The organism is Pectobacterium zantedeschiae (assembly GCF_004137795.1).
GTDB lineage: Bacteria > Pseudomonadota > Gammaproteobacteria > Enterobacterales > Enterobacteriaceae > Pectobacterium > Pectobacterium zantedeschiae.
This window is the reverse complement of sequence record NZ_NWTM01000002.1, coordinates 240,246-267,218: the sequence shown is the minus strand read 5'-3', so window position 1 is coordinate 267,218 and position 26,973 is coordinate 240,246. Positions and strand designations below refer to the sequence as shown.

General features: G+C 51.8%; 25 protein-coding genes. 9 read left to right on the top strand and 16 right to left on the bottom strand.

Annotated elements, in window-relative coordinates:
- The first annotated feature begins 115 nt into the window (after nt 1–115).
- Nucleotides 116–769, top strand: a complete 654-nt coding sequence (gene rluA / locus CLR69_RS15855; RefSeq protein WP_129712240.1) for a bifunctional tRNA pseudouridine(32) synthase/23S rRNA pseudouridine(746) synthase RluA — start codon at nt 116–118, stop codon at nt 767–769.
- A 97-nt stretch (nt 770–866) separates the two neighbouring features.
- Here rluA and djlA read toward each other — a convergent pair whose 3' ends face one another.
- The gene (gene djlA, locus CLR69_RS15850) at nt 867–1,757 is read right to left on the bottom strand and encodes a co-chaperone DjlA (protein ID WP_129712241.1); all 891 of its coding nucleotides are present in this window, start codon (nt 1,755–1,757) and stop codon (nt 867–869) included.
- A gap of 149 nt (nt 1,758–1,906) precedes the next feature.
- Between djlA and lptD the strand changes: the two genes are divergently transcribed.
- The 6 genes from lptD (at nt 1,907) to apaH (ending at nt 8,738) form a co-directional block, all read left to right on the top strand.
- Nucleotides 1,907–4,306, top strand: coding sequence for an LPS assembly protein LptD (lptD, locus tag CLR69_RS15845; protein ID WP_197730580.1), 2,400 nt, complete (start codon nt 1,907–1,909; stop codon nt 4,304–4,306).
- 89 nt (nt 4,307–4,395) lie between these two features.
- Entirely contained in the window at nt 4,396–5,691 is a 1,296-nt protein-coding gene (gene surA / locus CLR69_RS15840; RefSeq protein WP_129706801.1) for a peptidylprolyl isomerase SurA, read from the top strand.
- Nucleotides 5,691–6,689 carry a 4-hydroxythreonine-4-phosphate dehydrogenase PdxA gene (pdxA, locus tag CLR69_RS15835; protein ID WP_129706803.1) on the top strand — a complete coding sequence of 333 codons (999 nt, stop codon included), beginning with the start codon at nt 5,691–5,693 and terminating at the stop codon, nt 6,687–6,689. The genes surA and pdxA overlap by 1 nt, the downstream gene beginning before the upstream one ends.
- Nucleotides 6,682–7,500 carry a 16S rRNA (adenine(1518)-N(6)/adenine(1519)-N(6))-dimethyltransferase RsmA gene (gene rsmA / locus CLR69_RS15830; protein ID WP_129706805.1) on the top strand — a complete coding sequence of 273 codons (819 nt, stop codon included), beginning with the start codon at nt 6,682–6,684 and terminating at the stop codon, nt 7,498–7,500. The genes pdxA and rsmA overlap by 8 nt, the downstream gene beginning before the upstream one ends.
- Nucleotides 7,501–7,512: 12 nt before the next feature.
- Entirely contained in the window at nt 7,513–7,890 is a 378-nt protein-coding gene (apaG, locus tag CLR69_RS15825) for a Co2+/Mg2+ efflux protein ApaG (protein WP_129706807.1), read from the top strand.
- 2 nt (nt 7,891–7,892) lie between these two features.
- Nucleotides 7,893–8,738 carry a bis(5'-nucleosyl)-tetraphosphatase (symmetrical) ApaH gene (gene apaH, locus CLR69_RS15820; protein WP_129706809.1) on the top strand — a complete coding sequence of 282 codons (846 nt, stop codon included), beginning with the start codon at nt 7,893–7,895 and terminating at the stop codon, nt 8,736–8,738.
- Between the two features lie 71 nt (nt 8,739–8,809).
- On the opposite strand, the gene CLR69_RS15815 is transcribed toward apaH, so the two are convergent.
- Nucleotides 8,810–9,004 (bottom strand): hypothetical protein, encoded by a 195-nt coding sequence (locus CLR69_RS15815; protein ID WP_129706811.1) that lies wholly within the window; start codon nt 9,002–9,004, stop codon nt 8,810–8,812.
- A gap of 150 nt (nt 9,005–9,154) precedes the next feature.
- A complete protein-coding gene (locus tag CLR69_RS15810; RefSeq protein ID WP_129712243.1) occupies nt 9,155–9,670 on the bottom strand; it encodes a DMT family transporter in 516 nt (171 codons plus the stop codon).
- Between the two features lie 111 nt (nt 9,671–9,781).
- Between CLR69_RS15810 and CLR69_RS15805 the strand changes: the two genes are divergently transcribed.
- Entirely contained in the window at nt 9,782–10,687 is a 906-nt protein-coding gene (locus CLR69_RS15805) for a LysR family transcriptional regulator (protein ID WP_129712244.1), read from the top strand.
- An 87-nt stretch (nt 10,688–10,774) separates the two neighbouring features.
- Here the strand turns inward: CLR69_RS15805 and folA are convergent, their stop codons facing one another.
- The 3 genes from folA to CLR69_RS15790 all read right to left on the bottom strand — a co-directional run bounded on the left by folA (nt 10,775) and on the right by CLR69_RS15790 (nt 12,602).
- A complete protein-coding gene (gene folA, locus CLR69_RS15800) occupies nt 10,775–11,257 on the bottom strand; it encodes a type 3 dihydrofolate reductase (protein WP_015841772.1) in 483 nt (160 codons plus the stop codon).
- A gap of 110 nt (nt 11,258–11,367) precedes the next feature.
- Nucleotides 11,368–11,838, bottom strand: coding sequence for a threonine/serine exporter (locus CLR69_RS15795; protein ID WP_129706817.1), 471 nt, complete (start codon nt 11,836–11,838; stop codon nt 11,368–11,370).
- Entirely contained in the window at nt 11,829–12,602 is a 774-nt protein-coding gene (locus CLR69_RS15790) for a threonine/serine exporter family protein (protein ID WP_129707192.1), read from the bottom strand. The genes CLR69_RS15795 and CLR69_RS15790 overlap by 10 nt, the downstream gene beginning before the upstream one ends.
- Before the next feature lie 223 nt (nt 12,603–12,825).
- On the opposite strand from CLR69_RS15790, the gene CLR69_RS15785 reads away from it, so the two are divergent.
- A complete protein-coding gene (locus CLR69_RS15785) occupies nt 12,826–13,440 on the top strand; it encodes a LysE family transporter (protein ID WP_129712245.1) in 615 nt (204 codons plus the stop codon).
- Nucleotides 13,441–13,541: 101 nt separating this feature from the next.
- On the opposite strand, the gene CLR69_RS15780 is transcribed toward CLR69_RS15785, so the two are convergent.
- From CLR69_RS15780 to ribF, 10 genes are all read right to left on the bottom strand, one after another.
- On the bottom strand, nt 13,542–13,910 hold the full coding sequence (locus CLR69_RS15780; RefSeq protein ID WP_129706821.1) for a VOC family protein: 369 nt from the start codon (nt 13,908–13,910) through the stop codon (nt 13,542–13,544).
- Nucleotides 13,911–14,007: 97 nt separating this feature from the next.
- Nucleotides 14,008–14,697, bottom strand: a complete 690-nt coding sequence (locus CLR69_RS15775) for a helix-turn-helix transcriptional regulator (protein ID WP_129712246.1) — start codon at nt 14,695–14,697, stop codon at nt 14,008–14,010.
- A 160-nt stretch (nt 14,698–14,857) separates the two neighbouring features.
- The gene (carB, locus tag CLR69_RS15770; RefSeq protein WP_107169195.1) at nt 14,858–18,082 is read right to left on the bottom strand and encodes a carbamoyl-phosphate synthase large subunit; all 3,225 of its coding nucleotides are present in this window, start codon (nt 18,080–18,082) and stop codon (nt 14,858–14,860) included.
- Nucleotides 18,083–18,096: 14 nt separating this feature from the next.
- Nucleotides 18,097–19,245, bottom strand: a complete 1,149-nt coding sequence (gene carA / locus CLR69_RS15765; RefSeq protein ID WP_129706827.1) for a glutamine-hydrolyzing carbamoyl-phosphate synthase small subunit — start codon at nt 19,243–19,245, stop codon at nt 18,097–18,099.
- Between the two features lie 445 nt (nt 19,246–19,690).
- The gene (dapB, locus tag CLR69_RS15760; RefSeq protein ID WP_129712247.1) at nt 19,691–20,512 is read right to left on the bottom strand and encodes a 4-hydroxy-tetrahydrodipicolinate reductase; all 822 of its coding nucleotides are present in this window, start codon (nt 20,510–20,512) and stop codon (nt 19,691–19,693) included.
- A gap of 336 nt (nt 20,513–20,848) precedes the next feature.
- The gene (gene ispH / locus CLR69_RS15755; protein WP_129706831.1) at nt 20,849–21,799 is read right to left on the bottom strand and encodes a 4-hydroxy-3-methylbut-2-enyl diphosphate reductase; all 951 of its coding nucleotides are present in this window, start codon (nt 21,797–21,799) and stop codon (nt 20,849–20,851) included.
- Entirely contained in the window at nt 21,780–22,253 is a 474-nt protein-coding gene (gene fkpB, locus CLR69_RS15750) for an FKBP-type peptidyl-prolyl cis-trans isomerase (RefSeq protein ID WP_129706832.1), read from the bottom strand. The genes ispH and fkpB overlap by 20 nt, the downstream gene beginning before the upstream one ends.
- On the bottom strand, nt 22,253–22,768 hold the full coding sequence (lspA, locus tag CLR69_RS15745; protein ID WP_129706834.1) for a signal peptidase II: 516 nt from the start codon (nt 22,766–22,768) through the stop codon (nt 22,253–22,255). The genes fkpB and lspA overlap by 1 nt, the downstream gene beginning before the upstream one ends.
- Nucleotides 22,765–25,578 carry an isoleucine--tRNA ligase gene (gene ileS / locus CLR69_RS15740; protein ID WP_129712248.1) on the bottom strand — a complete coding sequence of 938 codons (2,814 nt, stop codon included), beginning with the start codon at nt 25,576–25,578 and terminating at the stop codon, nt 22,765–22,767. The genes lspA and ileS overlap by 4 nt, the downstream gene beginning before the upstream one ends.
- 31 nt (nt 25,579–25,609) lie before the next feature.
- Nucleotides 25,610–26,551, bottom strand: a complete 942-nt coding sequence (gene ribF, locus CLR69_RS15735; protein ID WP_129706838.1) for a bifunctional riboflavin kinase/FAD synthetase — start codon at nt 26,549–26,551, stop codon at nt 25,610–25,612.
- Nucleotides 26,552–26,973: the final 422 nt, after the last annotated feature.

Genomic DNA, 26,973 nt, shown 5'->3' with positions numbered 1-26,973 from the left:
TTGTTTGCAAAATCGAGATACACGTGCCTACCACGAGGCGAGGTCTCCCTGCGGGAACCTCATCCCCGTGTTTTCCCTAATATCACACATTATACGTTGCCTGAAAGGTGCTCCGATGGAACCCTATAATCCGCCTACCGATCCCTGGTTGCATATTCTGTATCAGGATCAGCACATCATGGTGGTGAATAAACCCAGCGGTCTGCTGTCGGTTCCCGGCCGTGCGCCAGAACACAAAGACAGTGTCATGAACCGCATTCAGGCTGACTACCCGACAGCCGAATCCGTTCATCGTCTGGATATGGCAACCAGCGGCGTGATTGCCGTCGCACTCACGAAAGCGGCCGAGCGAGAATTAAAGCGCCAGTTTCGCGAGCGCGAGCCCAAGAAATCCTACCTTGCCCGCGTCTGGGGGCATATGGCACAGGATGAAGGCATTATCGATCTGCCCCTGATCTGCGACTGGCCAAACCGCCCGAAGCAGAAAGTCTGTTTTGAAACAGGCAAGGCGGCGCAGACGGAGTATCAGGTACTCTCACGTGACGATGATGGAACGACACGCGTCAAACTGATGCCGATTACCGGTCGGTCGCATCAACTGCGCGTCCACTTGCTCGCGCTCGGCCATCCTATCCTCGGCGATGGGTTTTATGCACATCCCGATGCCAAAGCGATGGCTCCCCGCCTTTTACTGCACGCACAAGAACTGGCTATCACGCACCCTGCTTTCAATACCCCAATGCACTTTCGTTGCGAAGCGGATTTCTGAGATAAATACACTGTTGGTGTTTTTAAATCTGACTTGGTGATGCGATAAAATGTGGGGCGGTAAAACGGGGAAGTAAAAAGAAGAGGAAAGATGCGGGTTATTTTGCCTGATTCGCGCTTTTCAGCAGTTCATAGGCGGCCTGGATATCCTGCGCTTTACGCTTAGCCATCTCCATCATTCTCGGCGAAAGCTTCTTGGCGACCAACTTGTCGGGATGGTGCTCGCTCATGAGTTTGCGATAGGCACGTTTAATCGTCACGGCATCATCACTGCTGCGCACCCCCAGCGTGCGACAGGCACTTTCAACCGTTGGCCCACGCGGCGGTGAGGACGGACGTTGACCGCCATAAGAGTGTCCATTGGAGTAGCCCCCGCCGGAATAATTATTGCTGCGGCGTTGATGCGATTTACCGTTCTGGCGAGACTGACTCTGCCGAGACTGCTGCCCGTTGGAGCTTTCCATATTTCGCAGAAAGAATTCAAATTGCTCACGCGTCACGCCCAATTCATCAGCAATCACGTACAACACACGTCGTTCATTCGGATGTAGAACACCATCGACAAACGCGACCTGAAGCTGAATTTCCAGAAACATCTTAATTAAATCAAAGCGTCCCAAGCAGGCATCGCGAAGCTTGCGTAGTTTTATTCGCAAAGGGAAATGGCTGGTCTTTCCTTCACGGAAAGCCCGTTGAGCAGCAGTTCTGGCCTCACCAAATAGCTCAAGGCGATCCATCATTTTGGTCGCGATTTTGATATCGGCTTCCGTCACCCGACCTTTGGATTTAGTCAGATGTCCCATAGCCTGAAAGGTCGTGAGAAAGAACAATGACTGACGGGTAGACTGAGCAGAGAAATAATCACGGCGACGCGATGCCCGGGCTCTGTCAATCCAATGCCCCATCAGTAAACCCATGATCATTCCCCAGATGCCAGCACTTGAAACAATTCCCAGTGCCAACCCCAGCAACTTTCCCCAATACCGCATATACTCCTCAAATCCTCATGCCGTCAGCCAAAAATTGCTTTATCATACCTGTCATTTATCTTTGCACCTAACGGCGGTGCGTATAGGCGGTGGGGATTTAACACTGGCGCAACGCTAACGAGTGATATAGTCTCTGACCGTTTGCCGGCATGATGCCCCTGATGACGGAACACCTGATACCACGTATGAAAAAAAGTTTCCCAACTCTGCTGGCCACTCTGGTTTGGTCGGCACTTTACAGCCAGCACGCGCTGGCCGATCTCGCTGAACAGTGCATGCTGGGTGTACCCACGTACAACAGGCCACTGGTAACAGGCGATCCCAATCAGTTACCGGTCAATATTCAGGCCGACAAAACCGAAGCCAACTATCCCGACAACGCCAGATTCATCGGCAATGTTAACATCCAGCAGGGTAACAGCGTCATGTCCGCCGAACAGGTGGAGCTGAACCAGTTGGATCCGGCAACGCAGGGTAGCACGCCGACGCGTACTATTACTGCGACGGGAAATGTCCACTACGACGATAATCAGGTCATCCTGAAAGGCCCTAAAGCCTGGGCCAACCTGAACACCAAAGATACCGACGTCTATGAAGGCGACTATCAGATGGTGGGTCGTCAAGGGCGTGGCTCCGCCGACAAAATGAAGATGCGCGACAGCAATCGCTACACCATTCTGGAAAACGGCTCCTTCACTTCCTGTCTGCCGGGAGATAATAGCTGGAGTGTCGTCGGTTCGGAAGTGATTCAAGACAGAGAAGAGCAGGTTGCTGAAATCTGGAACGCACGTTTCAAGATTGCTGGCGTACCTGTATTCTACAGCCCGTATTTACAGCTTCCTATCGGCGATAAACGACGCTCTGGCTTCCTGATCCCCAATGCGAAATATGGTAGCAGCAATGGTTTTGAACTGCTGACTCCTTATTACTGGAATATCGCGCCTAACTTTGATGCCACCATCACGCCGCATTTGCAAACTAAACGCGGCATGCAGTGGCAGAACGAATTCCGCTACCTGACTACACCGGGTCTTGGCGTTGTTCAGTTCGACTGGTTACCTAGCGATCGTGAATACGCTAAAATCGCACCGCAAGACAATAACGACACCCGCTGGTTGTTCCACTGGGGCCATAACGGCGTTATGGATCAGGTGTGGCGTTTTAACGCAGACTACACAAAAGTCAGCGACGACCGCTACTTCACCGATCTGGATTCAAAGTACGGTTCAACCACCGATGGTTACGTCACCCAAAAATTCAGTGCGGGCTATGCGAACCAAAACTGGAATACCACTCTGTCTACCAGGCAATTTCAGGTATTCTCCAATGCGACCAGCCGTGATGTTTACCGCGCAGAACCTCAGCTTGATATCAATTATTACCAGAATGATATCGGCCCGGTTGATATGCACCTTTATGGTCAGGCGGTAAAATTTACCAACGTCAACGACAATCGGCCAGAAGCGACGCGTCTGCACGTTGAACCAACGCTGAATCTTCCGCTGGCAAACCGCTGGGCCAGCCTGAATACCGAAGCCAAGCTATTAGCAACGCACTACCAACAGAGTAATCTGGAACGTTACCGTGCAGATCCGAATGTCACTGACGTTAATAAAAATGCGCTCCAGAGTTCAGTTAACCGCGTTATGCCGCAATATAAAGTCGATGGCAAAATGGTCTTTGAACGCGAAATGGACTGGTCGCAGGCCTATACCCAAACGCTGGAGCCTCGTGCACAATACCTGTACGTGCCTTATCGCGATCAAAGCAGCATCCATACCTATGACTCCACGCTGATGCAGACCGACTATTCTGGCCTGTTCCGCGACCGCAGCTACAGCGGCCTGGATCGTATCGCGTCAGCGAATCAGATTGCGACCGGTGTCACCACGCGTATTTATGATGATGCGTTGGTTGAACGTTTTAACGCTTCTATTGGTCAAATCTATTACTTTGATCGTCCACGCACTGGTGACCGCAACACGTCACTCGATAAAAGTGATAACAACGGCAGCCAGGTATGGGCCGGTGATTCCTTCCTGAAAATCGATGACAGTTGGGGCGTTCGCGGTGGTCTGCAATATGACAATCGCCTGAACGAAGTTGCACTAGGCGACGCCGTGTTAGAATACCGTCGCGATGCGGAACGTTTAGTACAGTTGAACTACCGTTACGCAAGTCCTGAATATATTCGCGACATGCTGCCGAACGTGACCAATCAGGGTTCTCAGCAAGGTATTTCTCAAGTGGGTGTTACCGCTAGCTGGCCGATCGTCGAACGTTGGGCTGTTGTGGGTGCTTATTATTACGACACCAAGGCCAATCAGCCAGCAAACCAGCTTATTGGTTTACAGTACAACACCTGCTGTTGGGCCGTGAGTGTCGGTTATGAACGTAAAATTACCGACTGGAACAGCGCCAGCCGCAGCAGTGAATACGACAACAAAGTGTCATTTAATATCGAGTTACGTGGTTTAAGCAGTAATTACAGTCTGGGTTCCGACAAAATGCTGCGCTCAGGTATTTTGCCTTACCAGCGCGCGTTCTGATGTCATCCAGAGTGTTAGTAGCAAACAGGCTGTCTCACTGAAACGTTGGAACTTTTAACCCGCCTTGCGGATGAAATAATGGGAAAGGTATGAATAACTGGAGAACGCTTATTCTCGGATTGGCACTGAGTGCCTCTACCGCGTTCGCAGCACCACAGGTGGTTGATAAAGTCGCAGCAGTGGTCGACAACAGCGTCGTGTTGGAAAGTGATGTAAGCAGTCTTTTGCAGTCAGTAAAATTGAATGCCCAGCAGGCCGGGCAGCAGTTGCCGGATGATGCCACGCTGCGTCATCAGATTACCGATCGCCTGATCATGGATAACATCATCCTGCAAATGGCGCAGAAGATGGGTATTCAGGTGACGGATGAGCAACTGAATCAGGCAATTACAAATATTGCCTCTCAGAACCGGATGTCTCTGGATCAGCTAAAAAGCCAACTGGCGTATGAAGGGCTGAACTACAACACCTATCGTAACCAGATTCGCAAAGAGATGCTGATTTCGGAAGTGCGTAACAACGAAGTCCGTCGTCGCGTTACCGTCCTGCCGCAGGAAGTCGATACGCTGGCTAAGCAGATTGCTAACCAGACTGGTGAGAATGATGAGCTGAACCTGAGCCACATTCTGATCCCATTACCAGAAAATCCGACTCAGCAGCAGGTGGATGAAGCGGAAAATCTGGCAAAGTCGCTGGTGAAACAAATCAGTGAAGGGGCAGATTTCGGCAAGCTGGCTATCACCTATTCCTCTGATTCTCAGGCGCTGAAAGGCGGACAAATGGGCTGGGGCAAGTTGCAGGAAATTCCAACGCTGTTTGCTGAACGCTTAACGCAAGCGCAGAAAGGCCAAGTCGTCGGCCCGATCCGTTCTGGTGTGGGTTTCCACATTCTGAAGGTGAACGATATTCGCGGCGGTAACAAAAGCGTATCGGTAACTGAAACGCATGCTCGCCATATTCTGATCAAACCGTCTGTCGTCATGACGGATAGCCAGGCGCAAGCCAAGCTAGCCGAAGTGGCACAGCAGATCAAAAACGGTAGCACCGATTTCGCCGCACAAGCCAAACTGCTTTCTCAGGATCCTGGTTCTGCGAATCAGGGTGGCGACCTTGGCTGGGCTTCCCCAGACATGTACGATCCAGCCTTCCGTGATGCGTTGCTGAAACTAAAGAAAGGTGAAATCAGTCAGCCGATTCACTCCTCTTTTGGCTGGCACCTGATTCAGTTGCTGGACACCCGTCAGGTTGATAAAACCGACGCGGCGCAGAAAGAGCAAGCGTACCGTATGATCTTTAATCGTAAATTCGCTGAAGAAGCGCAAACCTGGATGCAGGAACAGCGTGCAGCGGCTTATGTCAAAGTGATTAATGGTGCCACGAACTAATGCAGACTGAGAGCAATACGCCACGCGTTGTGATCACCCCCGGCGAACCCGCCGGGATTGGCCCCGATCTGGTGATTGCTCTGGCGCAGCAGGCCTGGCCTGTAGAGCTAGTGATCTGTGCGGACCCCGACCTGTTATTGACTCGCGCATTGCAGCTGTCTATGCCGCTGACGTTGCGCGACTATCAACCGGGCCAGCCCGCACAGCCACAACAGGCAGGTAGCCTCACCATCCTGCCGATCGCTGCACCGGCAACCGTCATCGCGGGCCAGTTAAATGTGGCTAACAGCGCTTATGTCGTTGAAACATTAGCCCGTGCTTGTGATGGTTGCCTAAACGGCGAATTCGCCGCGCTGATTACCGGCCCGGTACATAAAGGCATTATTAATGATGCAGGTGTTCCCTTCAGTGGGCACACTGAATTTTTCGCCGATCGCAGCAGCTGTGATCGTGTCGTTATGATGCTGGCGACGGAAGAGTTGCGCGTCGCTTTAGCGACCACACACTTACCGCTTGCTGCCGTTTCTGCGGCAATTACCCGCCAGAGCCTGCATGAAGTCATCACGATCTTGCATCATGATTTGCAGACAAAGTTCGGCATCGTTCAACCACAGATCTATGTTTGTGGACTGAATCCTCATGCTGGTGAAGGCGGCCATATGGGCCGTGAAGAGCTGGATGTGATTAATCCGGCATTGGACGAGCTTCGGCAACAAGGCATCACGCTGATTGGGCCGTTGCCTGCCGATACGCTTTTCCAGCCAAAGTATCTGCAACACGCTGATGCTGTTTTGGCGATGTACCACGATCAAGGGCTACCGGTGCTGAAATATCAGGGCTTCGGGCGTGCCGTTAATATCACACTGGGGTTACCTTTTATCCGTACGTCGGTCGATCACGGTACAGCGCTAGAGCTGGCCGCAACCGGCAGTGCCGACCCCGGCAGCTTCACCACGGCATTAAATCTTGCCATTAAAATGATAAACAATAATGAATAGTCGCGTACACCAAGGTCACTTCGCCCGTAAACGTTTTGGGCAAAACTTTTTAAACGATCACTTCGTGATCGATAGCATCGTTTCGGCGATTCATCCCCAACCGGGTCAAGCGGTAGTAGAAATCGGCCCAGGCCTCGGCGCACTGACCGCCCCCGTCGGCGAACGGATGGATCGTTTTACCGTTATTGAGCTTGATAGAGATCTGGCGGCACGGTTGGAAAAACACCCAACGCTGAAAGATAAGCTGACGATTATTCAGCAAGACGCCATGACGATCGATTTCGCCGCGCTCGCTGAACAAGCCGGGCAACCGCTGCGCGTTTTTGGCAACCTGCCGTATAATATTTCCACACCGCTAATGTTCCACTTGTTCACCTATACTCAATCTATCCGTGACATGCACTTTATGTTGCAGAAAGAGGTGGTTAACCGGTTGGTGGCAGGGCCGAACAGCAAAGCCTTTGGACGCCTGAGCGTCATGGCACAATATTATTGTCAGGTAATTCCGGTGCTTGAAGTACCACCGGAAGCATTCAAGCCCGCACCTAAAGTTGATTCGGCCGTCGTGCGGCTCGTTCCCCATGCCGAGATCCCTCATCCGGTCAGTGATATTCGCGTACTGAGTCGCATCACAACGGAAGCGTTTAACCAGCGCCGTAAAACATTGCGTAACAGTCTGGGCAATCTGTTTACCCCAGACGTTCTCACTGAGTTGGGGATCGATGTCACCAGCCGTGCAGAGAATGTGACCGTTGAGCAATATTGCCGATTGGCAAACTGGTTAAGCGAGCATCCTGCAAAACAGGAATAACTGGAGTTCATCATGATTAATGCGCCCCGTGTTTGTGTACAGGTTCAGAGCTTCTACGTGGAATCACAATCGGAGCCTGATGAAGAGCGTTTCGTGTTCGCTTACACGATTACGGTTCGCAATCTGGGGCGTCATGAAGTCCAGCTTTTGGGGCGTTATTGGCTGATCACCAACGGTAATGGCCGTCAGACTGAAGTTCAGGGGGAAGGTGTAGTCGGTGAGCAGCCGGTTATCCAACCTGGCGGCGAGTTCCAATATACCAGCGGTGCAGTCATAGAAACGCCACTCGGCACGATGGAAGGCCACTACCATATGGTTGACCATCAGGGTAAAGCGTTTCAAGTCTCAATCCCCGTCTTCCGACTGGCAATCTCCTCACTGATACATTAATTATGTCTACCTATTTAGTTGGCGATGTTCACGGCTGTTTAGTTGAACTAAAAGCGCTATTGGCGCAAGTTTCCTTTAATCCTGAGCAAGATACGCTTTGGTTAACTGGCGATTTAGTCGCACGCGGGCCAGATTCGCTTCAGGTTCTGCGCTTCGTTCGTTCTCTCGATTCGTCTGTGCGTATGGTGCTTGGTAATCACGATCTGCATCTGCTAGCCGTATATGCGGGTATCAGCCGTAATAAGCCGAAAGATCGTCTCAACGACCTTCTCAACGCACCGGACGCAGATGAGCTAATCAACTGGCTACGTCGCCAGCCAGTTTTGCAGGTTGATGAAGATCTGAAGCTGGTCATGGCGCACGCGGGCATCACACCACAGTGGGATCTGCCGACAGCACTCATGTGCGCGCGCGAAGTCGAATCGATCCTAAGCAGCGACAGCTACCCACTTTTCCTCGATGCCATGTATGGCGATATGCCGAACCACTGGAGCCCAGAGCTTAGCGGTCTGGCACGTCTGCGTTTTAGCACCAACGTCTTTACTCGTATGCGCTACTGCTTCTCCGGCGGACAGTTGGATATGCTGTGTAAAGAGCCACCTAATCAAGCCCCTTCTCTGCTAAAACCGTGGTTTGATTTACCAAGCCAGATCGCTGGGGAATACGCTATTGTGTTCGGCCACTGGGCATCATTGGAAGGGAAAGGCACGCCGGAAAACATTTATGCGCTGGATACCGGGTGCTGTTGGGGGGGAGACCTGACTATGCTGCGTTGGGACGATAAGCGTTATTTCACGCAACCGTCACTCTCATCAAATGCCGAACTCTCAGGTGATATCACGCTCTGACACGGTGAATAGATGCATGGATGCATTCACCCCATCGCCAGCCGTACTATTCTCATAGCAATAGCAAAATGTCATAGAAAGGGAAAAGCCGTCTCAGACTGGATCTTTTTGGATGACGGAATGGCTGACACCTCGGCTGGAATCGACCATACGCCACCACCAAGAAACCCAGCGAGACCAACAGGTTCTACACCGCCCAATGGCAATTCGCGGCGACGTGGATCGCTCAAACGATCAGTATTCAGATTACTGTTTCTACTCATCATATGTACTGTCTCCTTCGTATCAAACACAGCGGCTTAACGACATCTTGATTTAACGACGAAAGCCGCAACCCGTTGTCATACTAGCGATAATAGATGACGAAAATGTGACCCATTCCTGCTAAAAAATAGAGAGCGCGCCGCTCATTGTGGTTACTTATGGGTTTCAACGGCAGGTTTTGTCAGCGGCTGAAAAGCCGCTGAGTATTGCACCACCAGCATACCCATGACGATCAACGCCACACCCACGATTCGTCCCAGCGTCGCGGGCTTCACCGCCAGCCCCATCAAACCAAAATGATCGATAATTAGTGATGCCACAACCTGACCGACAATCACACAGACAATAAAGCCAGAAGCACCGAGCTGTGGTGTCAGCAATAACGCAGCAGTGATATAAGCAACGCCCGCGACCCCACCCAGCCAGATCCACCACGATCCTTGTATGGCATTACCAACCGCTGGAACGGGTACCCGGGCAGCAAACAAGATCGGCAACAGCACGCAGATGCTAACCAACAGCGATACCAGTGTTGCCCAAAGCGGATGCCCTAACGAGCGTCCCAGTGCCGCATTGCTGGCTGCCTGAAAAGGCACAATGCTCCCGGCAAGCATAGCAATACCCAGCGGCAACAGCAGTGAGAGAGAAAAAGAAGAAAATAACGACATGGAACCCCCTGGCTCACAATATAAAGTGCACAACGTAATTGGGATGTTCCAATACTCAACCATCCATTAAACTGATGGAAATTCGTAATTCATACGGAAGGTATTCATAGAATGGATGATTTGCGTCGTATCGACATGAATCTGCTGCTAACGCTTCATGCTTTGCTGACGGAAAAACACGTCACGCGAGCAGCGCTGCGTCTGCACCGCAGCCAGCCAGCCGTCAGCCATTCATTATCACAACTGCGTCTGATTTTTAACGATCCGCTATTAGTCCGGCGTGACGTTGGCCTGACGCTAACGAGCCGTGCTCAGGCACTGCTAGGGCCACTGGAACAGGCGCTTGAGCAGTTGAATATTCTGATACAAACGCCATCATTCGATCCACGCCATAGCACACGACATTTCCGTTTGGCTCTCTCGGATTACGGTACCAACGCAGTATTGCCAACGCTCATGCGGCATTTACGCGTGCAGGCTCCCAGTATTTCACTGGCAGTCAGCCATGCTGGCCGTGAAATGATGCTGGCGCAGTTGATCGATGGGGAAATCGACTTAGGCCTCGGCGTATTCCCAGAACGTCCGCCCGAGGTACACGCCGAGCTTCTCTTTGAAGAGCATTTTTCCTGTCTGGCCGACCGAGCCACACTGCCAGAAAACGGTATGCTGTCGTTCGACGCCTGGCTGGAGCGGCCACATATTCTGGTCACGATGCATCCTGATTCAGCTAATGAAATTGACAACACACTGGCAGCGAGCGGCCTATCGCGCAATGTCGTACTGACACTGCCTCACTGGCATGGCGCCATTAACCTCATTGCCGGTACTGACCTGATTTTGACCGCCGCACGGCGTAGCATGGCCCGAATCAATACGCCAGATTTACACATTTTTCCGCCTCCGTTCACGATACCCAATTTTGCCTTCCAGCAGGTATGGCACACGCGACGCGGGAGCGATCCTGCACATCGCTGGCTGAGAAAAGCCATTTGGGAAAGCTGCCAGAAGGAAAATTAAAAACACCTGACCAGAAAACGAAAAAACCCGCACAAGGCGGGTTTGGTGAGTATCGTATATCGACTGCGCTATGGCAGGAGGGCGCGCTTACCGACGTTCCAGAATTTCGAAGCAGTAACTGTGTGAGTTACGCTCGTCAGCATCATGGAATTCGCTGAAAACAGACTGCCATTCATCCGGCTCATAGTCAGGGAAATGCGTATCGCCTTCCACTTCAGCATCAATGTGCGTCAGGTAGAGACGATTAGCCTGCGCCAGCATTTGCTGATAAATACTGCCGCCGCCAATCACCATCACTTCCTCAACCTCCCCCGCCGCTGCGAGTGCAGCATCCAGCGAAGAAACCCAGGTCACACGATCGTCATCTCCAGGATGATTGCTGACGACAATGTTCAGTCGGCCGGGCAGCGGCTGACCAATAGAACGAAAAGTATTACGCCCCATAATAATCGGCTTATTAAGCGTATTACGCTTAAACCATGCCAGATCGGCGGGCAAATGCCACGGCATCGCGTTTTCCATGCCAATCACGCGATCCACTGCCAGTGCAGCAATCAAACTAATAACCATGGTGAAAAAACCCTGTAGGTCAGAAAATTGCTGACACTATACGGAAAGCCCTTTCACTCGTCGATATGGAGACGAGACCGAAATGTAATATAAGAGTGCTCCGACGCGATTTATACCCCCGGCCGTTTGCGGTAGAGCCAGATTCCCGGTAAAGACAGGCCGATAGAGAGCGCACCAACGATAAAACTGGCCTTCAGGAAATTGGTAATCATGACGCTCATCAGCGCTTCGCTGTAGCCAAGATGCGAAATTTCTACCACCGAAATCATCGCCGTATAGGCAGAAATACCGGGAAACATCGGTATCACGGCCGCCACGGTAAAGACTTTCGGATGCGCCAGCAGCCAGCGTGACCAGCGGATCCCAATGACACCAATCAAGATCGCTGCCAGAAACGATGCCCATTCGATATTCATACCGAAATGTATCGCCAGAAATCGTACGCCGTGCCCGACGCCGCCCAACAGCGCACAATAAGGCAGTACTTTCAGCGGCACGTTGAAAACCATCGCGAACCCTAACGCGGGGACCGCCGCCAGCACCATATCTTGCAAAAGTGCCCACAGTAAACTTAAGCCCATCCGCGTAACCCCCACAGCGACATTGCCATCACGACACCAATACAGGTTGCCAGCGTCAGTAAACTCGCCACCGTCCAGCGTGCCAGACCGGTATTCACGTGTCCTTTAAACATATCTGCCACGGCGTTAATCAGCGGAAAACCGGGGACCAGCAGCAGCACACTTGCCGCCATCGCCACCGTCGATGTCTGAGAAAAAGCAGGTAAACGCATCAATAGCCCTGACGCCGACGTGGCGACAAACGCCGTAATACAGAAATTGATCAACGGATTCAGGTGTCGTCCGGTAAAGATCTGGCGGACATACATCGCCAGACCGCTGGCAATCAGCGTGACAATAAAGGCATCCCATCCGCCGCCGTTCAAACGGCTGAAGCAACCGCAGGAGAGCGCGACAACGGAAACCATCAGCCAACGCGGGTAGCGCAGTGGCTTAATATGTCCCAAACGCTTCTCCACCCCCGCCACATCCAGCAGTTTATGCTCGGCCATAATAACCGCATGCTGAACCTCGATGACGACATGCATATTAATGCCGCGATCCACATTCTTTCGCGTTGACGTCAGGCAATGCCCTTGCATGATGGTGGTCAGGACAATTGAATTTGCCGAGATTGAACTCTCAACGCTATCAGCACCCAATGCCATGCCCAGCCTTGAGGACAGTTGCTCCACGACCATACTTTCTGCGCCATGCTGTAACAGCAACAGCGCGCACTGGATGCACAATCGGGTTATTTCCCGCTGCTGTGGCGCTTCACCCATCTGTTTTTCGCCACGTACTTGTTTTTCACCACTGAATGGTTCACGGTTCTCACATTCACTGACCATGTTGTTATCCCAACCCGCCCCTGAAATTAACCACAAAAAATGAAAGGACAATTGTTAACATATCGCCGCCTAATAACCAATAAGTGTGATGCGAATTCATTATTCTGGCGCTATGATTTCCCTCGGCCCCTCTCTTTTTTAACTGCCTGGAATGATCATGTTAGAAACATCACTGTTTGTCGCGACCATCGCCACGCTGGGGATGCTTTCTCCCGGCCCCGATTTTTTCCTCGTCATCAGGAATGCGGCGCGCTACCCACGAGCGGCTGCAATGATGACTGCCCTTGGCGTAATCTGCGGCGTCGCAACCCACATGGCGTACTGCGTCGCCGGGCTAGCCGTCGTCATAACCACCACGCCGTGGCTGTTTAATGTACTGAAATATGCGGGCGCCGCCTATCTAATCTGGATCGGTATTCAGGCGCTATTCACGCGCGGCGGAAGCAAAATGGACGTATCAAACCTGACTCAGCAAAGCGTCAGCCTGAAAAAAGCGTTCCTGCAAGGCTATCTCTGCAACCTGCTTAACCCAAAAGCCACACTATTCTTTCTGGCGATGTTCACCCAGGTGCTGAATATTCACTCCGGCATCGGTGAAAAACTGTGGTACGCCATGATTATCTGGCTGCTCTCTCTCGTCTGGTGGCCGCTGTTAGTCGTACTTTTCCAAAGCGAACCGGTACGCCGAGGATTGGCTAAAGCGCAAAAATTGGTAGATAAGCTGCTGGGAACGGTATTGATCGCGTTAGGAATCAAAGTGGCACTAGGGTGATATGCGGCTAAGATTGCTCGCCTGTCACCGTCTGGATTGATGTAAAAACACCTTCCCCATTTTCACTGGGAAGGTGTTTCTGATCTTATTCTAATGCTGGCTTAGTAGCTGGCGTAGTAAACACGTAACCGATGGTGATCGGGATCGAGTGCCACGAACGTCAGGCCAAAATCCATTTGGGTGATGTCCTGAGCGATAGTAATACCCCGTTCCTTCCAGCTTTCATAAATCGCGTTCAGTGCAACTTCACTCTCGACACGAATGGCTAATTCGCTACCGCCGCCCGCCAGCTGGGTTACCGGTTTAACCTCATGCTTAGACCACAATCCCAGTAGCAACCCAGAGTCAAAAGCAAACATCGCAAAGTTCTCCGACTTCTCAACGGGCTGAAAATCAAAGAGTTCACGATAGAAACGTTCACTGGTAACGGCATCTTCTACATATAAAAGGACAAGGTTTGGTGCGTTCATCAGAGATTCCCTTGAATCAGGTAAGTAATAAGCAGAAGGCTTCTGCTTGCCTGAATGCATCGTAGTACGCACTACTGCCAATTTTTGTCAGTAGCCATTACTGTCGGGGAATATCTTCTTTTTCATACCATTCTTTTAATAGTTGCTGACGACGGCGAGGATAGCGCTGCGCCAAAACCGTCATGCTACGGATACGTTCAGCCCTGAAATGACGAAACTGCTGACGACGTTCGCACCAGGCGGCAATCACATGCGTTTGATCGAAAAATCCCAATGCAAACGGCCAGATAATGCGGATAGACTCGTTGCCCTGAAGGTCGCAATAAGCAATCTCCGTGAGACGCTCTGCCCGAATAGCGTGACGCAAGGCTGATAAATCGATAACAACCGCGGGAGTAAATTCTGCCTTGCCCACTAGCAGTCCTGAAGAATCAAGCGCGTTGCGCAACTCTGGTGGTAATACCGCCGCAATCTTCATCAGCGCATCACGGGCCGCGTCCCCCAAACGCTCATCCGTCCTTCTGGCTACCCAGCGCATACCCAACACCAACGCTTCAATTTCCTCTTCTGAAAACATTAGAGGAGGTAGCATGAACCCCGGACGCAGGATATATCCCAATCCAGCCTCCCCCTCAATATGCGCTCCCTGCAATTGCAACGTGGCAATATCACGGTAGAGAGTCCTCTGGCTCACGCCTAATTTTTCAGCCAGATACGCTCCCGTTACGGGAAAACGGTGATGGCGTAATATCTGTAAAAGATCGAGTAAACGCTGCGTTCTGGACATCACCTTACCTTCGCTTCGGGCGTGAAAAATCTGTTCAATATCGGTTTGAAGCATAGTGGTGGAGAAAGGATTTCAGGCTAAACAAAAAATACAAAAAAGCCAGCGCTGTTACCAACGCTGGCTTTCATTTTTCAGCTTATAACCTATCGAGGTAGGGCTATCAGCCTTTAATCATCGCATGCATTTCCTGCACGGAAGTGACCTTCTCCGTCGGATCTGCCGTCAACGACATCGCGGTAGCGAAACCACCGTTCAGCGTTGTGTCGTAGTGCACCTTATATTGCAGTGCGCTGCGGCGAATTAGCTTGGAGTCTTCAATCGCCTGACGCCCTGCGGTGGTGTTGACGATGTAAGTGTACTCGCCGTTCTTGATGCGATCCTGAATGTGCGGACGGCCTTCATGCACCTTGTTCACCAGACGTGGATTAATGCCAGCCTCGCCCAGTTCAATCGCCGTACCGTGCGTCGCGTCCAGCTCAAAACCGTGCTTCAGCAGCTTGGCCGCCAGATCCACCACACGCGCTTTATCGCCTTCACGTACCGACAGCAGCGCACGTCCGGTTTTCTTCATATGCGAATTGCTGCCCAACATCGCCTTGGCAAACGCTTCAGCAAATGTGCGGCCAACGCCCATCACTTCCCCGGTCGAACGCATTTCTGGCCCCAGAATTGGGTCAACGCCAGGGAATTTGTTGAACGGCAGCACCACTTCTTTCACCGAGTAGTACGGCGGGATGATTTCTTTCGTGACGCCCTGCTCAGCCAGCGTTTTACCTGCCATTACGCGTGCTGCGACTTTCGCCAACGGTACGCCGGTCGCTTTCGAGACAAACGGTACGGTACGCGCGGCACGTGGGTTCACTTCAATCAGATAAACTTCGTTGTCCTTCACCGCGAACTGCACGTTCATCAGACCGCGAACGCAAAGTTCAAACGCCAGTTTCTCAACCTGCTGACGCATCACATCCTGAATCTCTTTACTCAGCGTGTAAGCTGGCAGTGAACAAGCTGAGTCACCGGAGTGAACCCCCGCCTGCTCGATGTGTTCCATGATGCCGCCAATCAGTACACGTTCACCGTCGCAAATGGCATCGACGTCAACTTCGATAGCGTCGTCAAGGAAGCGGTCTAACAGAACCGGCGCATCGTTGGACACACTAACCGCGTTTTGGAAGTAGCGACGCAGGTCGATTTCGTCATACACGATTTCCATCGCACGGCCGCCCAGAACATAAGAAGGACGGACAACCAGCGGGTAGCCGATACCACGCGCTTTTTCTACTGCCTGCTCAATCGTCGCTACCGTAGCGTTAGCCGGTTGTTTCAGCCCCAGACGATTCACAGCCTGTTGGAAACGCTCGCGGTCTTCTGCACGGTCAATCGCGTCTGGGCTAGTACCGATAACCGGAACACCCGCGGCTTCCAGCGCACGCGCCAGTTTCAGCGGCGTCTGGCCACCGTACTGCACGATAACGCCTTTTGGCTTCTCGATACGGACGATTTCCAGCACATCTTCAAACGTTACCGGTTCGAAGTACAAGCGGTCAGACGTATCGTAGTCGGTTGAAACGGTTTCTGGGTTACAGTTGACCATGATGGTTTCATAACCATCTTCGCGCAGCGCCAGAGAAGCGTGAACGCAGCAGTAGTCAAACTCGATCCCCTGACCGATACGGTTCGGCCCGCCACCCAGTACCATGATTTTGTCACGATCCTGAGTCGGGTTAGCTTCACACTCTTCTTCGTACGTAGAGTACATATACGCCGTATCGGTGGCGAATTCCGCCGCACAGGTATCGACACGCTTATACACCGGATGCAGGTCAAATTTATCGCGCAGCTTGCGAATTTCGCTTTCTGCTACGCCAGCCAGCTTCGCCAGACGCGCATCGGCAAAGCCTTTACGCTTCAGCGTACGCAGGAATTCGGCATCCAGCGCGGTTGCCCCTTTCTCTGCGACCTGTTCTTCCAGACGCACCAGTTCTTCAATCTGCACCAGGAACCAGCGGTCAACGTTAGTCAGGTTAAACACGCCATCGACGGACATACCCGCACGGAAGGCATCCGCGATATACCAGATACGCTCGGCACCGGCATCTTTCAGCTCGCGGCGGATTTTGGTCAGCGCTTCAGGATCGTCCAAGTCGACTTTTGGATCGAAGCCCGTTGCACCGACTTCCAGACCGCGCAGTGCTTTCTGCAAAGATTCTTGCTGCGTGCGACCAATCGCCATCACTTCGCCGACAGATTTCATCTGTGTGGTCAGACGGTCGTTGGCACCGGCAAATTTTTCGAAGTTGAAACGTGGAATTTTAGTGACGACGTAGTCGATAGCGGGTTCAAAGGACGCTGGCGTACGACCGCCCGTGATGTCGTTCATCAGCTCATCGAGCGTATAACCCACTGCCAGTTTGGCCGCAATTTTCGCAATCGGGAAGCCTGTCGCTTTAGACGCCAGCGCGGAAGAACGTGATACGCGCGGGTTCATTTCGATAACAATCAGGCGACCGGTTTTCGGGTTTACCGAGAACTGAACGTTGGAGCCGCCAGTTTCTACACCGATTTCACGCAGTACCGCCATCGAGGCATTACGCATGATTTGATATTCTTTATCCGTCAGCGTTTGCGCTGGCGCAACGGTGATAGAGTCACCGGTGTGGATCCCCATAGCATCGAAGTTTTCGATGGAGCAGACGATGATGCAGTTGTCGTTCTTATCACGCACCACTTCCATCTCATACTCTTTCCAACCGATCAGCGATTCATCGATCAGCAGCTCTTTGGTTGGAGACAGATCCAATCCGCGTTCACAGATCTCTTCAAACTCTTCACGGTTGTAAGCGATACCGCCACCGGTGCCGCCCATCGTAAAGGAAGGACGGATAATGCACGGGAAGCCAACGTCAGCCGCGACAGCCAGCGCTTCTTCCATATTGTGTGCAATACCGGAACGCGCGGTATCCAGACCGATTTTCTTCATCGCTACGTCGAAGCGACGGCGATCTTCTGCTTTATCAATCGCATCCGCCGTTGCACCAATCATGGTGACGCCGAATTCCGCCAGCACGCCCTGACGTTCCAGTTCCAACGCACAGTTCAGTGCCGTCTGGCCACCCATCGTCGGCAGCACCGCATCAGGGCGCTCTTTCTCAATAATCTTACGCACCACTTCCCAGTGAATCGGCTCGATGTAGGTCGCATCGGCCATTTCCGGGTCGGTCATGATGGTTGCCGGGTTGGAGTTCACCAGAATAACGCGGTAACCCTCTTCACGCAGCGCTTTACACGCCTGTGCACCCGAGTAGTCAAACTCACACGCCTGGCCGATGACAATCGGGCCTGCGCCCAGAATCAGGATGCTTTTAATATCTGTACGTTTTGGCATTTTCTCGCTCCTGATTATTTAGCTGAAGAACGGTAAGTCTGAATCAAGTCAATAAAGTGGTCGAACAGCGGCGCGGCATCATGCGGACCTGGGCTGGCTTCTGGGTGCCCCTGGAAGCTGAACGCCGGTTTGTCGGTACGATGAATCCCCTGAACCGTATGGTCAAACAAGGATTTGTGCGTGATACGCAGCGTGTCAGGCAGGTTATCTTCATCAACCGCAAAACCGTGGTTCTGCGCAGTAATCATCACACAGTTGTTATCCAGATCTTTTACCGGATGGTTACCACCGTGGTGACCCAGCTTCATTTTGATAGTCTTCGCACCGCTCGCCAGTGCCAGCAACTGGTGACCCAGACAGATACCGAATACTGGAATATCCGTTTCCAGGAAGGTTTTAATCGCGCGAATCGCGTAGTCACACGGTTCCGGGTCGCCTGGGCCGTTAGAGAGGAAAATACCGTCTGGATTAAGCTTCAGTACGTCCTCAGCAGGTGTCTGCGCCGGAACGACCGTCAGGCGGCAGCCGCGATCCACCAGCATACGCAGAATGTTGCGTTTCACACCGTAGTCATAAGCCACCACGTGGTAAGGCAGTTCGCTTTCGTTTTTCGCCGCAGGCAATTCGCCTTCCAGCGTCCAGCTTCCCTGTAACCAGCTGTAGCTTTCTGCCGTCGTCACTTCTTTTGCCAGATCCATCCCCTTCAGCCCAGGGAAGGCTTTCGCTTTCTCCAGTGCGACGGCAGCATCTGGCGCATCGCCAGCGATGATGCAGCCATTCTGTGCGCCTTTTTCACGCAGCAGACGGGTCAGTTTACGGGTGTCGATGTCGGCGATAGCAACGATGTTGTTGCGTTTGAGGTATTCAGACAGGCTTTCTTCACTACGGTAGTTGCTGGCAATCAGAGGTAAATCGCGAATAACCAGACCTTGAGCCTGTACAGAGGGGGATTCTTCATCGTTGGCATTGGCGCCGACATTACCGATATGGGGATAAGTGAGAGTGACAATCTGGCGGGAATAGGAAGGATCAGTAAGGATTTCTTGATAACCGGTCATCGACGTATTGAAGACCACTTCCCCCACTGCCGACCCTTCTGCCCCAATGGCCCGACCGTGGAATTGGGTTCCGTCTTCCAGAACCAATAGCGCTGACTTAATCAAAACACCCTCCAAGGAATAAACAATCACGTTATTTGCATATTAATTCAGATTCGAGCCACTAAATCAATGCAAAAACTACCTGTAAGGCCAATTTTTGGCAAATTGGGCGCATTTTAATGATGGTCTTCCCGATTGTCTACCCAAACCGCTTTTTTTCTCTTATTTTTATGCTTTCCGAAATAAATAGCCGCCCACTGACGTAAAAAGCCCTATCAACTCAGACAAGTAAACGGTTGCGAGGCAATATTGTTAAAATAAGAGTAATAAAGCATCAACAAAGGACATTTAGGGGGTACTGAGGGGTAATCATCACCAAAAAAGGCAATAAAACACAAACAAAAACGCATAATGAAGTTAAATATAAACAGACAAGATAAAAATAAAGGTGAACATTAAAATACCCACCTTTTTCAATCATATGTGATTTTTATAAAAAAATAAAATACTACAAATCATCCAGAGAAAGCACATCTCTCATATCGAAAAAGCCGGTTTTCTTCGCACTAATCCAGATAGCCGCTCTTACTGCACCATTGGCAAACGTCATACGACTGGATGCCTTGTGGGTAATCTCAACGCGCTCGCCAATATCAGCAAACATTGCCGTATGTTCACCAACAATGTCGCCTGCTCGCACAGTAGCAAAACCAATACTTTTTGGATCGCGTTCACCCGTATGGCCTTCACGCGCATACACAGCACAGGACTTCAGATCGCGTCCCAGCGCATCTGCAATCGCTTCGCCCATCGCCAGTGCGGTGCCAGACGGCGCATCCACCTTGTGTCGGTGGTGTGCTTCAATGATTTCGATATCAGTATAGTCGCCCATAACCTTGGCGGCCTTCTCCAGCAGCTTCAGCATGACATTAACGCCAACGCTGAAATTCGCCGCAAACACAATCCCGATATCCTGCGCAGCCTGCTTAATCGCCGCTTTGCCTGCATCATCAAAACCGGTTGTCCCAATAATCATGCCTTTGCGATGCTGACGGCAAAATGCCAGATGCGCTAATGTGCCTTCCGGTCGGGTGAAGTCGATCAAAATATCGAAATCATTCTGTACGGCATCCAGGCTTTCATTCACGGTAATACCGTTTTTACCCAGCCCGGCAAGTTCACCGGCATCGCTTCCTAGCAGGGATGAACCTGAGCGCTCCAGCGCTGCCCCCAATACCACGCCGTTCATTTGCTCGATAGCCTGAATCAACTGACGTCCCATACGGCCACCTGCGCCTACAACAGCAATACGGATGGATGAATCCTTCATAAGGTCTCTCTCTTTTTGATCCTGACGACATAAAAATAACATCAGGTTAACGGGCGTTGCGCACTATCGCCAGCGGATTTACCGGCAGATTAGAAAATACTGTTTGAAGCCGCAGAAAATCAGCAAAACTGTCACATAGCGGGAATCAGCTTGGCACCCTAAATCGCAGAAAAACCGTGAGGCATTTGAAGGGCAGTAGAAAAGGTCAAAAATAAACCACAGGGCATAACGCATAAAAATTCATTTTTATGCGTTAACATTTTCATGAATGAATAACGAAGGGGAAGATGAACGAGAATAATAGCGATAGGGCCGAAGCCCTACCGCAGAAACAGACTAATCGATCTGTTTGACTTCAACACGCAGTTCTTTCGGCACTTCAAAAACGATATTTTCTTCACGCCCCTGCATTTCAACCGCAACCTTACCACCTAATTCTTTCAGGCGTTGAATCACCTGTTGAACCAAAATATCCGGTGCCGATGCGCCTGCGGTAACGCCAACATGAGAAGCGCCCGTTAGCCATGACTCCTGAATATCTTCGGCAGCATCAATCAGATAAGCGGCTTTCCCCGCTCTCTGTGCCAATTCAGCAAGGCGGTTGGAGTTTGAGGAGTTTTTAGAGCCCACGACAAAAACGACATCCGCCTTATCCGACAAATGGCGAACGGCTTCCTGACGATTGGTCGTTGCATAACAAATGTCATCTTTACGCGGACCGACAATCTGCGGGAAACGCTCACGCAGCGCATCAATCACCGCATAGGTATCATCAACAGAAAGCGTGGTTTGCGTCATAAAGCACAGATTGTGTTCATCTTTTACCTGTAGCTGCCAGACATCCTCAGGGGATTCCACCAGATACATACCGCCATCTGCATTGCTGTATTGCCCCATCGTCCCTTCAACTTCAGGGTGTCCGGCATGCCCAATAAGAATCGCTTCCACGCCTTTCTTACTGGCTCTGGCAACTTCCATATGCACCTTGGTTACCAGCGGACAGGTCGCATCGAATACCGTCAGATCACGGTTCTTTGCTTCATTACGAACCGCTTGCGAAACGCCATGTGCAGAGAAAATCAGAATCGCACCATCCGGCACATCTTCAATCTGCTCAATAAAAATCGCGCCACGTTCGCGTAACCCGTTAACCACATAGCGATTATGCACCACTTCATGGCGGACGTAGATCGGCGTACCAAAAAGCTCGAGAGCACGTTCCACTATGCTGATAGCACGATCGACACCAGCACAAAAGCCGCGTGGGTTAGCCAGCAGGATCTGCATGGGACACCTCCTGTTGTACGGGATCGATCTCCAACACTTCGAGGTCGAAGGTAATCGCCTGACCAGATAAAGGGTGGTTGAAATCCACGGTGACCGACTCTTCAGTCACATCGCGGATAATCCCCGGCATATCATTCCCGGCAACACCGCTGAACAGCATGATGGTGCCAACATCCGGCACGCCAGTCTGAGCAAAATCCCGACGTAAGAAGAACTGGATCAGATTCGGGTTAGTCGGCCCGAAGGCCGACTCCGGCGGCAGCGTAAACTTGCGTTTATCGCCACGCTTTAACCCCAACAGGTTTTTTTCCAATGCATCAGACAGGCTGCCGTCGCCAAGGCGAAACAGGGCAGGCTTACCGCGCTCACGCGTGGATTCGGCCGCAGAGCCATCCTCCAGCGTCAGAATAAAATGCACCAGCAGCGCGCTGTTGTGCTGCACAGTCTCGGACATCAGTGACCCTTTTGCTTAACGGTATCAGTATCATCATGCGTACTGAAAAACCCTTCCAGTACGATGAGCGCCGCACCAATACAGATAGCAGTATCGGCCAGGTTAAACGTGGCGAAGTGCCAGTTACCGACATAGAAATCGATGAAGTCGACGACAAATCCGTGCCATGTGCGGTCAAACAGATTGCCCAATGCGCCGCCAATAATCAGCGAATACGCAATGTTATTTAGCCTCTGTTTGACGCTGCCACGGTACATCATCACCAGCAGAGCAACCACAATAGCGATCGCGATGCCAGCAAAGAACCAGCGTTGCCAGCCGCCTTTATCCGCCAGGAAGCTGAATGCTGCGCCATAGTTACGGGCGTAATGCAGATTCAGAGAAGGCATCACTGGCACCGTATCCCCCAGCGCAAAGTGGGCAAGGATCCACTGCTTGCTGCCAAGATCGATAACTAAAACCAGTATCGCCAGCCAAAGCCAGCGCAGTCCACTCGAACAGATCTTATTCATCAGACAAATTTACGCTCTTCACCGTTACCGCCCACGTTAGTCGCACAGCGACCACACACTTCAGGATGTTCGGTATTACTACCGATATCCGTCTCGTAATGCCAGCAGCGTGGACACTTGTGCCCTTCTGCCTCACTTAAGGCAATTTTCAGTCCAGTGAGTTCCGTTGCCTGCGCGCTATCCGGCGCATTTTCATAACGTTCCACCCGCGCTTTTGACGTCAACAGCGCGAAGTGCAGTTCCTGACGTAGCTGGTTCAACTTGCCCGCCAGATTGGCATCGGCGTACAGCGTGACGGAAGCTTCCAACGATCCACCAATGCGCTTGTCATTACGCGCCTGTTCAATCACTTTGTTCACTTCGCTACGTACTTTCAGGATATCAGCCCAGAACTCATCGTTCATCGTTTCAGCGGCATCCAGCGCAAACAGGCCGTCATACCACTCTTCGGTAAACACATACTGTGCACGCTCGCCCGGCAGGTAGCTCCAGATCTCATCCGCTGTGAAGGACATAATTGGTGCCATCCAGCGCACCAGCGCTTCTGAGATATGGTATAGCGCAGTCTGGCAGCTACGGCGTGCAACGCTGTCGCTTTTGGCCGTGTACTGACGATCCTTAATGATATCCAGATAGAAGGATCCCATCTCGATCGAACAGAACTGCATCAGGCGCTGTACGACACGGTGGAAATCATAGCTTTCATACGCTTCGAGGATCTCGTCCTGTGCGGCTTTCGCACAGCCAACCGCCCAGCGATCCAGTACCACCATGTCTTCTGGCTTCACACTATCTTTCTGTGGATCAAACCCGTTCAGGTTCGCCAACAGGAAGCGCGCGGTGTTACGAATGCGACGATAGGCATCGGCAGAGCGCTTGAGGATTTCATCGGATACGGCGATTTCACCGGAGTAATCCGTTGAACCGATCCACAGACGCAGAATGTCAGCACCGAGTTTGTTCATCACATCCTGCGGGCTAACGGTATTACCGATCGACTTGGACATCTTGCGGCCCTGACCATCAACGGTGAAACCGTGGGTCAGCACCTGACGGTAAGGCGCTTTGCCTTTGATCGCAGTGGAAATCATCAGAGAAGACATGAACCAGCCACGATGCTGGTCAGAACCTTCCAGATACATATCCGCGGCGTGACCGCCGAATTCAGGACGAACATCCACCACGGACGCGTGCGTCGATCCAGAATCGAACCAGACGTCCAGCGTATCCGGCACTTTGACGTAGTTATCCGCATCTGCACCCAACACATCAGCAGGATCGAGATCCCACCATGCCTGAATGCCGTCCGCTTCAACACGTTTCGCCACAGCTTCAATCAGCTCAGCAGTACGCGGGTGCAGCTCTTCCGTCTCTTTGTGGACAAACAGCGACATCGGCACACCCCAGGTACGCTGACGGGAGATACACCAGTCAGGACGGTTGGCGACCATCGCTTCGATACGCGCCTGGCCCCAATCTGGGATCCACTGCACACCTTTGATTTCAGACAGCGACTGCTTACGCAGACCTTTCTGATCCATGCTGACAAACCATTGTGGCGTCGCACGGAAAATGATCGGTGACTTATGACGCCAGCAGCACGGATAGCTGTGCTGTAATTTCTCTACGTGCAGCAACATGCCTTTTTCACGCAGGATTTCGACGATAAGATCGTTGGCTTTGAAAACAAATTTACCATCCAGCTCAGGATAGGTACCGCTCAGGTAGCAGCCATTCGGCCCAACCGGATTAGCAATTTCCAAATTGTATTTTTGGCTGATCACGTAGTCGTCAGGACCGTGGCCACCAGCGGTATGTACCGCACCTGTACCCGCATCCAGCGTTACGTGGTCGCCCAGAATTGCCGGTACGTCGAAGCCCAGGAACGGATGCTTGAAACGCAACAACTCAAGATCGGCGCCTTTGCAGTCGCCAAGTACTGTCCACTGGGTCACACCCACGCGTTTCATCACGCTTTCAACCAGATCGGCCGCCAGAATCAGTGCCTGACCGTCAATTTGCACCAGTTGATAATCGAACTCTGCGTTCAACGAGATCGCGCGGTTTGCTGGCAGCGTCCACGGCGTCGTCGTCCAGATCACCAGAGAAACGGGGCCGTCTACGCTACTCACACCAAACTTGGCTAATACCGCCGCCACATCGCTGGCGTTAAACGCCACATCGATGGATGGGGACGTTTTGTCGTAATATTCAACTTCTGCTTCCGCCAGCGCGGAACCACAGTCAGCACACCAGTGAACTGGCTTGGCACCCTTGTGCAAGTGGCCGTTTTCAATGATGCGACCCAGCGCGCGAATGATGTTCGCTTCAGTTTTGAAATCCATCGTCAGGTAAGGACGATCCCAGTCACCCAGCACGCCGAGACGGATAAAGTCAGCTTTCTGGCCAGCAACCTGCTCTGCCGCATATTTACGGCACTCAGCACGGAATTCTGCCGCACTGACTTTCTCGCCCGGCTTACCAATCAGCTGTTCGACTTTCAGTTCAATCGGCAGACCATGGCAGTCCCAGCCCGGCACATAAGGGGAATCGTAGCCAGACAGGCCTTTCGATTTAACGATAATATCTTTCAGAATCTTGTTAACTGAGTGACCAATGTGAATGCTGCCGTTCGCATACGGAGGGCCATCGTGCAGAATGAAGGTCTTCTTTCCCTTCTTCGCATTGCGAATAATCCCGTACAGATCCTGCTCATACCAACGTTTCAGCATGTCAGGTTCGCGCTTGGCCAGATCGCCACGCATCGGGAACCCTGTTTCCGGCAAGTTCAGGGTAGTCTTATAGTCACTCATTAGATTCTCGATTTCGTTTCGGCTAGAAAAATTAAACCGGTGTCTTTAACCCGAAGAATGTCCGGGCTGTCACCACATCATCGGCGATTTGCTGTTTTAACGCATCGAGCGAAGCAAAACGCTGTTCATTACGGATTTTTTTACGCAGTACGACTTCAATATGACGACCATAGAGATCTATCGTCACGTCCAGCAAATGCACTTCAAGCTGCTGGCGTTTGTCACCGTTTACGGTTGGACGCGTACCAATATTGGCGACGCCCGGCAGCGGTTCTTGACCCAGCCCATAAACACTGACGGCATACACGCCGCTGACAGGCGAAACCTGACGTTTCAACGGGAGGTTGGCAGTCGGGAACCCAATGGTTCGCCCCAATGCTTTACCATGTTCCACACGTCCAGAAATGCAGTAAGGATGGCCCAGCAAGTTTTCCGCCAGTGCCAGTTCATCACGACTAAGTGCTTCACGTACCGCAGTGCTGCTGACGCGCTTACCGCCATTACAGAACGAATCGGTGCTAATGACATCAAACCCCGATTCACGCCCAGCCTTCTGTAATAACAGGAAATCTCCCTGACGACCAGCCCCGAAGCGGAAGTCATCTCCGACAACCAGAAACTTCACGCCCAATTTCTTCACCAGCAGAGAAGAAACGAACGTCTCGGCATCATTGGCGGCAAAACGCGCGTCGAATCTGACGCACAGCAGATAGTCCACACCAGCCTGCGCCAGGTATTTCACCTTGTCACGCAGACGCGTCAAACGTGCGGGCGCTTTTTCCGCAGCAAAGAGTTCCAGCGGCTGTGGTTCAAAAATCATGACCATCACCGGCAGCCCACGAGCGCGACCTTCCTGCTTCAGTCGTTCAAGCAGCATTTGGTGTCCGAGGTGCACGCCGTCAAAATTACCAATAGTGAGCACACAGCCGTAATGGTGTGCCCGAAGATTGTGTATACCGCGAATTAGCTGCATGGCTGGCCCAGAACAAAGGGTTAAAATTATGGAAATCGGCGGATTATACCTTGTACAGCGAGTAAGGTTAACCCGCGATTCGCGCCTTTTGCAGCCACCCTGTAAATCGTGCCAGTATTTTCATGTTTTTTAGCTGAATCATCGATGGATGACGCGCACAAGTAGAATATCCAGGTAGCGGATGTCCTATACAATACGACTTTACCGATAGCTGACAGGGCTTTATCAAATTCAGAATGAATTTATGATGCGAAAGGCTGTATTCCACCGCGTGAAGCTGCTAAAATCCTGCGCCATCACAACGTAACAAGTGTCGACGTACAAACGACGCTTATTTGCACAAATCCATTGACAAACGAAGGCTAAACGAGCATATTCCACGGCCTTTGAATTGTCCTCGATTGAATATATTTGGGAGTTGG

Bases quoted from the DNA above. Each gene is read 5' to 3' on its own strand.
- CLR69_RS15795 (WP_129706817.1), bottom strand. From the start codon at position 11,838: ATGGGCTTAAGTTTACTGTGGGCACTTTTGCAAGATATGGTGCTGGCG.
- apaH (WP_129706809.1), top strand. From the start codon at position 7,893: ATGTCTACCTATTTAGTTGGCGATGTTCACGGCTGTTTAGTTGAACTA.
- CLR69_RS15780 (WP_129706821.1), bottom strand. From the start codon at position 13,910: ATGAACGCACCAAACCTTGTCCTTTTATATGTAGAAGATGCCGTTACC.
- CLR69_RS15790 (WP_129707192.1), bottom strand. From the start codon at position 12,602: ATGGGTGAAGCGCCACAGCAGCGGGAAATAACCCGATTGTGCATCCAG.
- carB (WP_107169195.1), bottom strand. From the start codon at position 18,082: ATGCCAAAACGTACAGATATTAAAAGCATCCTGATTCTGGGCGCAGGC.
- folA (WP_015841772.1), bottom strand. From the start codon at position 11,257: ATGGTTATTAGTTTGATTGCTGCACTGGCAGTGGATCGCGTGATTGGC.
- ribF (WP_129706838.1), bottom strand. From the start codon at position 26,551: ATGCAGCTAATTCGCGGTATACACAATCTTCGGGCACACCATTACGGC.
- CLR69_RS15785 (WP_129712245.1), top strand. From the start codon at position 12,826: ATGTTAGAAACATCACTGTTTGTCGCGACCATCGCCACGCTGGGGATG.
- CLR69_RS15805 (WP_129712244.1), top strand. From the start codon at position 9,782: ATGGATGATTTGCGTCGTATCGACATGAATCTGCTGCTAACGCTTCAT.
- djlA (WP_129712241.1), bottom strand. From the start codon at position 1,757: ATGCGGTATTGGGGAAAGTTGCTGGGGTTGGCACTGGGAATTGTTTCA.
- CLR69_RS15815 (WP_129706811.1), bottom strand. From the start codon at position 9,004: ATGATGAGTAGAAACAGTAATCTGAATACTGATCGTTTGAGCGATCCA.
- rsmA (WP_129706805.1), top strand. From the start codon at position 6,682: ATGAATAGTCGCGTACACCAAGGTCACTTCGCCCGTAAACGTTTTGGG.
- CLR69_RS15810 (WP_129712243.1), bottom strand. From the start codon at position 9,670: ATGTCGTTATTTTCTTCTTTTTCTCTCTCACTGCTGTTGCCGCTGGGT.
- ispH (WP_129706831.1), bottom strand. From the start codon at position 21,799: ATGCAGATCCTGCTGGCTAACCCACGCGGCTTTTGTGCTGGTGTCGAT.
- pdxA (WP_129706803.1), top strand. From the start codon at position 5,691: ATGCAGACTGAGAGCAATACGCCACGCGTTGTGATCACCCCCGGCGAA.
- lptD (WP_197730580.1), top strand. From the start codon at position 1,907: ATGATGCCCCTGATGACGGAACACCTGATACCACGTATGAAAAAAAGT.
- CLR69_RS15775 (WP_129712246.1), bottom strand. From the start codon at position 14,697: ATGTCCAGAACGCAGCGTTTACTCGATCTTTTACAGATATTACGCCAT.
- rluA (WP_129712240.1), top strand. From the start codon at position 116: ATGGAACCCTATAATCCGCCTACCGATCCCTGGTTGCATATTCTGTAT.
- dapB (WP_129712247.1), bottom strand. From the start codon at position 20,512: ATGAAGGATTCATCCATCCGTATTGCTGTTGTAGGCGCAGGTGGCCGT.
- fkpB (WP_129706832.1), bottom strand. From the start codon at position 22,253: ATGTCCGAGACTGTGCAGCACAACAGCGCGCTGCTGGTGCATTTTATT.
- ileS (WP_129712248.1), bottom strand. From the start codon at position 25,578: ATGAGTGACTATAAGACTACCCTGAACTTGCCGGAAACAGGGTTCCCG.
- apaG (WP_129706807.1), top strand. From the start codon at position 7,513: ATGATTAATGCGCCCCGTGTTTGTGTACAGGTTCAGAGCTTCTACGTG.
- surA (WP_129706801.1), top strand. From the start codon at position 4,396: ATGAATAACTGGAGAACGCTTATTCTCGGATTGGCACTGAGTGCCTCT.